This window comes from Bacteroides sp. L10-4, from assembly GCF_013373675.1.
GTDB classification, from domain to species: domain Bacteria; phylum Bacteroidota; class Bacteroidia; order Bacteroidales; family Bacteroidaceae; genus Bacteroides; species Bacteroides muris.
This window is the reverse complement of sequence record NZ_JABXJH010000087.1, coordinates 1-10365: the sequence shown is the minus strand read 5'-3', so window position 1 is coordinate 10365 and position 10365 is coordinate 1. Positions and strand designations below refer to the sequence as shown.

The 10365-nt window shown below is 44.8% G+C and carries 9 protein-coding genes; 2 read left to right on the top strand and 7 right to left on the bottom strand.

Features of this window, described 5'->3' with window-relative positions:
- Positions 1-280 precede the first annotated feature (280 nt).
- The 5 genes from HU824_RS18210 to HU824_RS18190 all read right to left on the bottom strand — a co-directional run bounded on the left by HU824_RS18210 (position 281) and on the right by HU824_RS18190 (position 5595).
- A complete protein-coding gene (locus HU824_RS18210) occupies positions 281-454 on the bottom strand; it encodes a hypothetical protein (protein WP_176469617.1) in 174 nt (57 codons plus the stop codon).
- Between the two features lie 103 nt (positions 455-557).
- Positions 558-2276, bottom strand: coding sequence for a glycoside hydrolase domain-containing protein (locus HU824_RS18205; RefSeq protein ID WP_255260562.1), 1719 nt, complete (start codon positions 2274-2276; stop codon positions 558-560).
- A gap of 50 nt (positions 2277-2326) precedes the next feature.
- Positions 2327-3934 carry an alpha-galactosidase gene (locus HU824_RS18200; protein ID WP_176469616.1) on the bottom strand — a complete coding sequence of 536 codons (1608 nt, stop codon included), beginning with the start codon at positions 3932-3934 and terminating at the stop codon, positions 2327-2329.
- Positions 3935-4314: 380 nt separating this feature from the next.
- Complete coding sequence (locus HU824_RS18195; RefSeq protein WP_176469615.1) at positions 4315-4938, bottom strand: RagB/SusD family nutrient uptake outer membrane protein; 624 nt, start codon at positions 4936-4938, stop codon at positions 4315-4317.
- Positions 4939-5073: 135 nt separating this feature from the next.
- Positions 5074-5595: a hypothetical protein gene (locus HU824_RS18190; protein WP_176469614.1), complete on the bottom strand. Its 522-nt coding sequence runs from the start codon at positions 5593-5595 to the stop codon at positions 5074-5076.
- Here HU824_RS18190 and HU824_RS18185 point away from each other — a divergent pair.
- Both HU824_RS18185 and HU824_RS18180 read left to right on the top strand, forming a co-directional pair.
- On the top strand, positions 5562-6083 hold the full coding sequence (locus HU824_RS18185; protein WP_176469619.1) for an RNA polymerase sigma-70 factor: 522 nt from the start codon (positions 5562-5564) through the stop codon (positions 6081-6083). The genes HU824_RS18190 and HU824_RS18185 overlap by 34 nt on opposite strands.
- A gap of 508 nt (positions 6084-6591) precedes the next feature.
- The gene (locus HU824_RS18180; RefSeq protein ID WP_176469613.1) at positions 6592-6966 is read left to right on the top strand and encodes a DUF4377 domain-containing protein; all 375 of its coding nucleotides are present in this window, start codon (positions 6592-6594) and stop codon (positions 6964-6966) included.
- Positions 6967-7224: 258 nt separating this feature from the next.
- Here the strand turns inward: HU824_RS18180 and HU824_RS18175 are convergent, their stop codons facing one another.
- Positions 7225-8772 carry an arylsulfatase gene (locus HU824_RS18175; protein ID WP_136009771.1) on the bottom strand — a complete coding sequence of 516 codons (1548 nt, stop codon included), beginning with the start codon at positions 8770-8772 and terminating at the stop codon, positions 7225-7227.
- A 140-nt stretch (positions 8773-8912) separates the two neighbouring features.
- Positions 8913-10043, bottom strand: coding sequence for a RagB/SusD family nutrient uptake outer membrane protein (locus tag HU824_RS18170; RefSeq protein WP_255260561.1), 1131 nt, complete (start codon positions 10041-10043; stop codon positions 8913-8915).
- Positions 10044-10365 lie beyond the last annotated feature (322 nt).

Below are 10365 nucleotides of genomic sequence, written 5' to 3'. Positions count from 1 at the left end.
TTTAGGAAGTAGCTATACACTTCTGAAGAGTAGTTATGTCTATATACAAACTTACCCAAGGATACGTTAATGTTCGTAAACTTGGGTAAGATTTTATAGATATTGTTTGGAGAGGACTTAGAATTCACCCTCAGCACATGATACACCTGCACTAACAAAAACAAGGACTTGCCCGTTAATCACACCTTCGGACAGTCCGTATTTCCAGGCTCCAGTTCATGCAAAATCCAAAATACGTAACATTTAATCCCATGGTTTTCAACATCTTTACACAATGCCGCTAGTATTGATGCGGAATATGTGTGTAGTGCATTTCTCCGGAAATAACCCAGACAGCCTCTTCGTCATAAACAAATTGTCCATCTTTGATTTCAATACGGTATTTGTTGCCGGATTGTGCAATAAAGATGAAAAACATGCTAAGCAACAAGAATAAAAATGCGTATTTCTTCATAACTTGTTTGAATTGGATGAAAATAAAAGTCGGCATATACCAACGGCTTGTCTATTTCGAATAGCGAATCATTATTTGAATAAAAATTCACTTTGGTTTCTTTTTACTTGTTAAGAAAAGCGTTCAGTCTTTTAATATCCTCACCCAAAGTGGCGGCATTAATCTTTTTGTAAGCAAAAGGCTTTAACAACTTTTCAATGCTCTTGGCATAACGGGGATTTTGCTTCAGCACTTGTATCTTCTCAAACATCTGTATCCCCTCCACCATTTTTTCGAAACGAACAGATGATTGGTTGTCAGGATACACGATGTAGGTATCGCCTGCCGCCCATGTGTGAAAACGAGTATCGACTTCTGGTGATTCCACCCAGCTGTTGTATGCCCAGCGGAGGTAGCCGTCCAGTCCACGTTCGGCGGCTATCAGACCATAAGCGGATGCCTCTACCGGTTGTGAGAAAGTAAAGGTATTAGGCCATGATTCCGTGCAACAGGTGTAAAAAGTCGTTATCTTTCCTTGTTGGCGACGTGCGTCCACCACTCCGTCGGGATATTGGGTGTCGTAGGCAATGCAGAGGTCGAACAGTTCTCCTTCAAGTTCAGCGTGATAGTTTCCGGCAAGTGATATTTTGTAGTTCGGATCAGCCTTACGGATGACTCTCAAAGCTGCCTCCATACTCTCTTTGGGACGTTCGTCCATAGCAATGATAGTATGTCCGAACCAGCCTTTCGCTTTCAGATGAGTTGCAAAAGCTGACAATTTGTTCACCCAATAGTCATCGAACTCGGGCTTGTTGACATTCATCTTCTTGTCTACTATGGAGTTGGTTGCCTGGTCGTAATAGCGGAAAGAGAGTTTCCAGGGAATGACGGAATAACAGTAGATGTAAGGACCTACGCCACACTGTTGCATGAATTCCACCCAACGGTCGAATACCGTGAAGTCGTACATCCACGTACCGTCTGCCTTCTTTATTTCGGTAATCATGTTCTCAAAATAGTCGTAAGTCTGTCCGTTCCATGGTTTATGGGTAATGGAAGCGGTGATGCCGCGCTGACCAGCACGTGCCAGCCGTTGCATAAGCGGACGCATGGCTTCGAAGTGTTCTCGGCTCCACAAAGGCACGTTTGCCACACGCGCCACCGCAAAGGGATTTTGCCACAAATCCAGATGGAATTTGCACTCTTCAGGCAGTGCCATTGTGCGGTCAATCACCCGGATTGTAAACGGCAGCACGCCGCATTCCTTGCCTTCGCATTCCACTCTTATCCGACCTTTGTAAATACCGGAAACTGCATCACGTGGCACGTCAAAAGTTATCCACGCCGGACGTACGGTACGCGCTTCATAGCGTAACGTACGCATAGGCTCTATGCGGTCGGCAACGAGGGCAGAATCAAACAAAGTCTTGTCCGGACGATAACCGCAACCGCCGCCATTCTTGTTCAGTTCGTCGGTCATCACATAGCGCACGAATCCGGTGGTTTGTTCATCCGTCCAGCGACATCCTTCCTGCTCTTCCACTTCAAAACGCAGGTTGCCTTCTTCTTCTCCTGACCATACCAGGAACTTGGCATGCAGGCGTTCGCCACGCCAGGCGGTCAGGATCAGGTGCTTTGAGAGTTTACTGCTTATGGGACAAATGAATTTGTCGGTTTGCAGATTGGTGTCTCCCCAGGCGGCCTGTAGGTTCTTAGAGGTTTTGTTCCATGCCGGGTCATTGGCATGAGGAACACTTGGTTCGGTCACATCCTGTGCCATTACATTACCTGCCAAAAGCGAAAGGAAGAGGCAGGTACAAAAAGAAAGAAAATGTTTTTTCATTGGATATAATTATTTTTAAAGTAAATATTGCATATCGGGTAAACGGCAGGTCAGTCGCCTATCCGTTTCAGCTGGAAGCAGTCTATATCCGGTGCCCAGCAATAAGGGCTACCCATGCGCACCGTGTTATACCCCGCTTTTAAGCGTACAGGCACCGTGATCGAAGCCACAGAACGTCCTTCCGCCGTCTCACGTAGGCGGTCTATCCGAATAGGTTCTCCATTATTCACCTCAATGAGCAGCCGGCGATACTTGCCGGGAATATAATCCACCGTCAGTTCGTACCATCCGCCTCGCTCACTATATACCTTGTTCCATTCGGCATAGTTCTCGCAGCTGCCTCCTACATAAGCAATCTTCATGCCACCCGAGGCTTCGGGCATGGGTACATATGCCACCGTCTTGGACGATTTGCCCAAATCATTGAAGCAAGGCAGATAAGCCCATTCGGCTTCGTAAAGCGAAGGCTCTATTCTCCTTTCACCCTCCAGGCGCAGCATCAGTACACCGTGGGGAGGCACCTCTTTGCAAAGCACCCCTTGTATGGACGGCAATTGCCTCTGCCGCACCACGTCGCGCACCTTGACCGTGCCTGCCAGTTCAAGCGCTTCCAGAGGAACATGAAAACCGCATACCGTGTCCGAAGGGTTGTATAAGGCCACGGCACGTATCCGTCCACGTAATTGTTCCACGTCCTTCACCAGCACATATCCCTCGCCCTGGCGCAAGGCCACGTATGCCTGCAAACCCAGCCAATCTTGGTTCAGAGCTATAAGTTCTTTGTTCTTCAACAACCGGAGTGAAGCTTCGGAAATGGTGGTGAGGTCGCAGCCTATCAGCAGTGGCGAACTCATGATGCACCACATCCCGAAATGCGTCTCTTCTTCTACGGGAGTCAGCCCCCGTCCTATCTCAAGCATGTCCATATCATTGTAGTGCCCGCCGCCGGCGTATGCCGACAGATAGAGGTTCTTCCGGATGATGGATTTTACTGATGCCCACTCCGGCCGGATGTCAGGACTGATGCGCCATGAACATGCCAACCGTGCCGCCCACGTACCTGGAAAGGCCCAACGGCAGATATTGACCGAGACGGGCCGTTCCGCCACTTCGCGGATAGCACGGCATATCCCGGAATAGCGTCGTTCTTCTTCCAAATCCAGTTCCTGCCCCGCACCGCAATAGTCTATCTTGATGAAATCGAATCCCCAGTCATTAAAGTAAAGCCGGGCATCCTGCAGCTCATGTCCATAAAGCCCGGAGCCCACGCCGTGGGTATCGTTATCCCAAATGGAACCACAGGTATTGCTGCCCGCATCCGAATAGATGCCTGCTTTCAACCCGAGCGAATGGATATGCTCTGCCACGCCTTTCAGCCCATGCGGAAAGCGCACGGGATGGGTAACCATCTGTCCGGTGGAATCGCGGTGACCGAAAAAGCCGTCGTCTATATTGATATAAGTATAGCCGGCTTCCTTCAATCCGGTCTGTACCAAGGCATCTGCCTGTTTTTTTATCAACTCGTCACTGATATTCACCCGATAGGTGTTCCAGGAACTCCACCCCATCAGGGGACGAATCACTTCACCGCCTGTCGGCTGTGCGAGGGAGAAAGCAGGGAAATATCCCAGTAAAAGAAAGAGTAACGCAAATTTCATGATATTATTTATTTTCCACACTCACTTCCGTCAGTACATTGATGCCGTAGCGGCCTCCTTCAGCCACAGTCCACGTCGTATTCCCGTTAGCACAACGGATGGCATAACGGGCAGAACACAGCGATATATGTACTGTTATATATCCTTTTTATTGTCATAATCATTTTTCAGGTTTTAGATACCATATCCTGCAATGAATTTCCAAAGATAAGAGAAAAAATGTTGTAAGAAAAATCAGATACGGTTTATTTGTGTATTTATGAATATAGATGAAGTCCGGTATGTATCACACACGCCGGACTCCTACTAAGAAAAATACAAATATGATAATTATTTGTTTTTAGAATTTACATCATCAGAATCCCGGGTTCTGCACAATCTTACCTTGTCAGTCCGTCGCGGATGGCAGCCACCGGAATGGGCAGAAGCTCATATACGTACTTGCCACCTTCCATACGCTTCACGTTTTCGATAGAATGACCTGCATATTCGTTCTTCTTGATAGCCATCTCCACATAGCGGCCATGACGAATAAGGTCCTGACGACGTACACCTTCCATGTAAAACTCGTGTCCGCGCTCTTCAAGCAGCTTGTCAAGGTACTTATCTACCGTACCGATTTCATCATCAGTGAAGGCAGGCAGTTTGCCATGCTTGGTACGGATTTCGTTCAGATACTCCTTGGCCATGGCGTTCACGCTGTTGCTGTTGCGCACCACTGCCTCGGCATAAAGGGTCTTAACATCCGAGAAGCGGAATACCACTACGTCACACATGCCCTTGTCGCCAATCATGCCGTCGATGGTGTATTTGCCCGGAACCGCACCTACTCTCAACGAACCGTCGGTCTTGTCCAGTTCTTCGCTGTGTTGCTTGCCGCTCGTATCGGTATATTCACCGTAGATGCGTGTCAGACGGTAATCACCCTTTTCAAAAGTGTGATAGTAAGACCATGCCATGCGGTATCCAGGTAGAAGGAAAATTATCCGGGCTAATTTTGTCATACACTTCACTCTCAAGCGCACAGCTCGAAGCTGCCAGCAGGATGGACCCCATCAACAGTTTTGTTATCTTGTTCATAATCGATTAATCTTTTAATTTTTTTCTTTGTTTTACTTATTCGCTCTTCTGCCTTTCTTTTAGAACGTGATGTTCAGACCAAGGCTGTAAGAGGTCACGTTAGGATAAGAGTAAGTACCCGTATCGGTTTCGGGATCAAGACCTGTCCAGTTGGTGATGACAAACGGATTGTTGACATCAGCATACACACGCAGGTTGGAGATGCCCCAGTTCTTCTTCACCGGAACGTTGTAACCCAGAGTAATGTTTCCACAACGGATGAAGTAGAGCGACTTCAAGTAATAGTCACCGTTTCCGCGGCTACCTGCCAAGATGCCGGGGTTCTTGGAACCTTGATTCTCGCTGCTGAACGAGTCGAACACATAACGAGAGAGATTCTGTGAGTTCTGGTTGGTGTCAATCCAGTCTTCCCAATAACTGGAAGTCACTTTGCGGCCTGCTTCACCATAGAAATATACATTGAGATCGAAACGTTTGTAGCGCAGGGCGTTGTTGAAACCGTAGATAATCTTGGGAGCGTTGTTTCCGAAAGAAGAGTTTTGAACAACTGTTCCACCGCTATTATCCGCTGCTTTGCGCATACGCCCGCCGCTTTGTAGGCATGGACGATGCCGAGGAGGTGGTACAAGATGTGTTTGCCTGCTTTTGGGAGAAGCGTGAGTCATTGCTCATCAACTCGTCGCTTAATGCGTACCTTTTCCGCATGGTGTACCACCGCGTGCTGAACAAGCTTGCCAAGAACAATGCCATGCACCGCGCCGACGAACGTTTCTGCCAGGACATGAACGACCTGCTTTACGATGAAGAACCCTTCAGCCTTGAAGAGTTGCAGCAACGCATCGAGGCTGCTTTGGCATCCCTGCCGGAAACCTATCGCGAAGCATTCATGCTCTACCGCATGCAGGGCTTGGAGTGCAAGGAGATGGCGGCACGGCTGGGGGTGTCCGACAAGCTGGTGTACTACCGCGTGCAGCAAGCCGTGAAGTTATTGGAGCAGAGCCTGAAAGATTACTTGCCGCTGGCATTGTTGATGCTTTCGATGAATGCAAACCATAGCCATTCTCTGTGACAGAAGGGGATTGATGCGACACTATACATTATATATAATGGTGCTTTGATACTGCAGTTTTTTTTCTATTTTCCAGTCACAGGTAATGCATTTTTTCGCTGTTCCGATTCGCTTAGAGCCTTCAATTTGTTGTGATTTTGCACCACCACAAAGCATAAATATAACTATTTGATTATCAGCACATATAAATAGAGCCTATTTCAGTCGTATACTGAACGCGATTCAGTCGTATATTGAAATACATTCAGTATACGACTGAATTACCTTCAGTATACGGATAAAAGGTCACCCTATTGGTTTTGTAAACAATGCAGACTGTCGAAAAAGCCATAAGAAAAAAAGATTCCCGATTTCATTGGCTATGTAATCAACGCTATTAATAAGAAGACCTTAGAAACAAACGCCAAGAAGGTTAGAAAACAAAAAGGCCTAAATAAAAACAAGAAATAATAGGCAACTTATTATAAAATAAGTTATATTTGCTACATAACTTCTAATACACCATTTTATGAAAACTACAAATTTCTTGTGCTATGTGTTATTAACACTTATGGTAAGCTTTTGCACCTCGTGTTCTGATGACGAAAATTCTTATGATGAAACATTAGTTATTGCATCAGAAGTCATTACCACCAATGAGGGTACAGCTTATTGGGTTAAGAAAAACGGAAAAACAAACTGGGAACTAATGCATACTAGCATTTCAAATTTCAATCATGAAACAGGATATGAATATATAGTAAGAGTAATGGTTTACAAAAACAAGAATGCTGGCCCAGACCAATCATCACACAGCTACCATCTCTTACGTATTATTTCAAAAGAAAAGAAAAATTCGGAAGTGCCTCTTTTCACAACGGATGTCAGCTTTTTCAATCAATAGTGAGCAAACTATGAAACCAGAAACGGTTTATATTTTGGAGCGCAACGCAGTTATCTATCTTCAGGAGATATAAAAGGCGTAAAATCTGCATATAGCCCTCCTTTACACAAAAATAACATTGAACATCAACCAATTAGAGTCATGTGGAAACAAAAACCGTCTGACTCATTACAAGCCAGACGGTGAATTAAACTGATTCCTATAATTTAGATTCTTATTTTTCTCAATTTCATAATTCAAATGTTTCCAGCAGTTACTTTACGGTTCCAAAGAGGGAAGCGTAATTCTAAACAGTTCGCTAGGACGATGTTCCCTATAGATAACCTCTTTCATCTGTTTAACAATTTCAGGATAATCGGCAGACACATCATGGTCCTCATGAAGGTCAGTCACCAAATTATATAAGTATGGAACACCTTTCTTTACAAGCATTTTCCAATCGTCCATACGCACACCTATTTGATCTGTTTCATGAAATTCCCAATAAAGAAAGTCATGCTTTTGCTGTTTTTCATCATTGCCCAACATGGTAGGAGCAAAAGAAATCCCATCAAAGCAGTCTCCCTCAGTCTGCTTATTCAGGTATTTTTTAGGGAAACGTTTGTCTCCTATCAATTCACAGAAGGTTGGCATTACATCATAAAATACCAACTGATGGTTGTTTACTGTGCCCGCAGGTACATGCCCCGGCCAGCGTACAATAAATGGTACCCGAATACCTCCTTCGTGACATTGTCGCTTTAACCCACGCAATTTGCCGTCACGTCCGAAAAAAGCAGGATCCGCCCCCCCTTCTTCATGAGGACCATTATCACTGCTAAATATAACAATGGTATTTTCATCCAGTCCCTTCTCTTTCAGTTTGGTCAGGATCTCACCCACATATTTATCCAACCGAGTAATCATACCCGCAAATTCAGCATGGGTATATACCGCAGGGTTATAACGCGATCCCTCATCTCCTCCCCAAGTCTTGTCGGTAAAGAAACGCTGTTTGTACATTCTCAAGATGGAATCATTGGGCTGTGCCAATTCCGCATGAGGTAGTGTATAGGTCAGCAGACCGTAGAAAGGCTGTTCAGGGTTCTGCTGTTCAATCCATTGCAGAGCACGTTGATGAATCAAGTCGGCAGAATATTGCGGTCGTTTCTTATAATCTTCGCCATACATGGGATATTGAATGTTTTCTTCCAAGACCTCTCGCACAACAGCGGTATCTCCCATTGCCTTGCTGTATCTGTTCAAGAAATTAGGATAATAAAGGTGTGCCTGAAATTGACAGATAAAGCCGTAATATTCATCAACACCACGTTTGTCAGGAGTAGAACAGGAGCCTTCATAACCACCTGCCCATTTACCGAACATACCGGTGGTATATCCGTTATTCTTCATGATTTCGGGAAGTATGATATGATCTGGACTGTAAGGTTCTTGCCCTACTACAGAAAAGTCTTTGTTGTTGCCATACATCACGATAGACTGTTCCCGCCAATATTCCTTGTTTCCTCGTACATGTCCGTGTCCAGTATGCTGTCCGGTCATCAGAGATGCCCGTGAAGGTGCACTGACAGGACTTCCAGCATATGCCTGGGTAAAACGCATACCTTCTTGCGCCATTTGATCCAAACAGGGAGTATCAATATTTTTTTGTCCATAACACCCGAGGTCTCCATATCCCATGTCGTCACACAAGATAAAAAGGATATTGGGTTTGTTCTCTTTATTTCTATCGGCAGCAGATATACCATTGCTGCAAAGTATGCCCAGCAAGGCCGTGCAGCAGAAAAGGGATTGATTGGGCTTCATAATTCAGTATTAAAAGTATTAATAAACATTTTGTATGTAAAGATAATGATAATTGAGTAAAAGTTGAAGATATCTTGAAAAATAAATGGAGTGTTGAGAGACACTCCATTTATAAAGTTTTCAGTCTAAGTCCTATAGTTTTACCATCCCGGATTATTGGGAAGCAAATTAGGATTCAGTGCAATTTCATTGGTCGGAATCTGATACAGATAGTATTTATCCAACCATCCCTTACCTACTTTGGTAGGGTCATTGTACATATATATGTAACCTTCTTTCTGCTCTTTATCAGTAGTTGCCAAACCTGTTTCTAGATTGATGAAAGTTCCTCCTTCGCCAATTTGTTCCTTGGTAGCCCATTGTCCATAAGCCACTTTATTTATAAACCATTCGGCTTTCTTCCAGCGACGTACATCATAGAAACCAAATCCTTCCCCCATCAGTTCAACCATACGTTCACGGCGGATTTCCCACAAAACCGGATTTACATCCGGATCGCGATTCGGGTCAAAACCGTTATTGATAGCATTCACGTCCATATCTGCAATTTTTGCGAATTGCCTTCTCAACTTGTTGATAGTAATGTCGGCTACCTCGTTATTGAACTCACCTTTTTCATATTTAGCTTCCGCATAGTTCAGCAGTACTTCATCAATCTTAAAAATAGGCATGTCGGCCTCTGCCTTGTTCTCCAACGAGCAATCCCAGACGTTATATAATCTCCATACATAGTTTCCGCTCTTAGCCACACAGAACCCTACACCGCCTTGATTGGTAAAGAAATGGGGAACTGCAGGGAGGATGTTTCCCGACCAGTTCATCATAGGAAACACTTTATGCTTACCAGCCTCACCGTTACCGCCACCATAACCAGTATAGGTAGTAACTCCCAAAATATCCATATACTCACGTTTACCGTCTACATACTCCCAACTTTTATTAGCATGATTAACCACTTCATAAGGAGGTGCCACGGTTTCCAGAAGACGGCGGTCACGATTACGGAATGTGGAGTACATAGTTTTATCAGTCTTTCCCCATTCGTATTTCTCACTGGTACCAATGGGGTTACCGTCAGAACACAGGTACATATCAACAATATGCTGAGGCATTTCAATGTTGTGAGTGGAAGTACGCTCTACCAAGTGCATGGCATAGTTGTTCACTTCTGACGGCACATATTCTTTGTAGAGGATAATACCTTTCATACCGGCCAGATTGGAAGTCAGCATTTCTCCCCAATTGTCATGCAAATCGGGATATGCTTGCATCAGCTTTTCTGAGTATTTGATACAAGCATCAAAATATTTCTCCTCATCCCCCAAGTTGTGATATCTTCGCCACGTACCTTCAAACAAAGCAAACCGTGAAATCAAAGCCCTCACGACATTGGTATTAATGGTATTGTCGCCATCACCGGCAGATTTAGAGCCTGTTTAAATTTTCCTCAATAATAATCTTATAGCGGCTAATTTGACCATTTCCTCTGCCGAGTCGAATGTTAGTTCATAGTTTCGGCAGAGCCTTCTATTGTAATCCATCCATGAGAATGTTCTTTCCACAATCCATCTCTTTTGAATGGGTCTGAATCCC

Excerpts from the sequence above, each read along its gene's own strand:
- HU824_RS18205 (WP_255260562.1), bottom strand. The coding sequence starts at position 2,276 with ATGAAAAAACATTTTCTTTCTTTTTGTACCTGCCTCTTCCTTTCGCTT.
- HU824_RS18200 (WP_176469616.1), bottom strand. The coding sequence starts at position 3,934 with ATGAAATTTGCGTTACTCTTTCTTTTACTGGGATATTTCCCTGCTTTC.
- HU824_RS18195 (WP_176469615.1), bottom strand. The coding sequence starts at position 4,938 with ATGACAAAATTAGCCCGGATAATTTTCCTTCTACCTGGATACCGCATG.
- HU824_RS18180 (WP_176469613.1), top strand. The coding sequence starts at position 6,592 with ATGAAAACTACAAATTTCTTGTGCTATGTGTTATTAACACTTATGGTA.
- HU824_RS18170 (WP_255260561.1), bottom strand. The coding sequence starts at position 10,043 with ATGCAAGCATATCCCGATTTGCATGACAATTGGGGAGAAATGCTGACT.
- HU824_RS18175 (WP_136009771.1), bottom strand. The coding sequence starts at position 8,772 with ATGAAGCCCAATCAATCCCTTTTCTGCTGCACGGCCTTGCTGGGCATA.
- HU824_RS18190 (WP_176469614.1), bottom strand. The coding sequence starts at position 5,595 with ATGCGCAAAGCAGCGGATAATAGCGGTGGAACAGTTGTTCAAAACTCT.
- HU824_RS18210 (WP_176469617.1), bottom strand. The coding sequence starts at position 454 with ATGAAGAAATACGCATTTTTATTCTTGTTGCTTAGCATGTTTTTCATC.